The sequence below is a fragment of the Campylobacter sp. RM9328 genome (genome assembly GCF_012978615.1).
Window position 1 is genome coordinate 1 of record NZ_LIWF01000082.1, and the last position, 364, is coordinate 364.

A 364-nucleotide genomic window follows, 5' to 3' on the forward strand; every position below is an offset into this window, starting at 1 on the left:
CTTGTTTCTGCCTTATTAGTTCTGTTATGGTAGCTAGATTAGCTTCTAAGGTTCTCTTTTCCTCGCTTAGAGTTAATAGCTCTTGTCGTTTTGCTGGTATTGACTGCTCTTTATCTAATATATCAGCTTCTACGCTTTTAAGCTCATTTTGTTTAGCTAGTTTGGCTTCATCCACAGGGATTTTAGCATCAACTCTAGCTATTAGCTCGTTTATCTCCTCTTTGGTATAGGCATTAGCTTGTATAACATTAGAGCTAAGCCTATTAAGACGCTTAAAGTCATCACTAACAACTATATAGCTCACTCCAGCATTCTCCCCACTGCTATATGCGTGTGATACATAGCATATATAGCTCTCCCCTGA

1 protein-coding gene is annotated in these 364 nt (G+C 38.5%); it reads right to left on the reverse strand.

Annotation, left to right across the window (positions count from 1 at the left end):
• Window positions 1-364, reverse strand: a 364-nt coding sequence (locus tag CCAL9328_RS10790) for a hypothetical protein (protein WP_170000653.1), incomplete at both ends; no start/stop codon positions are given.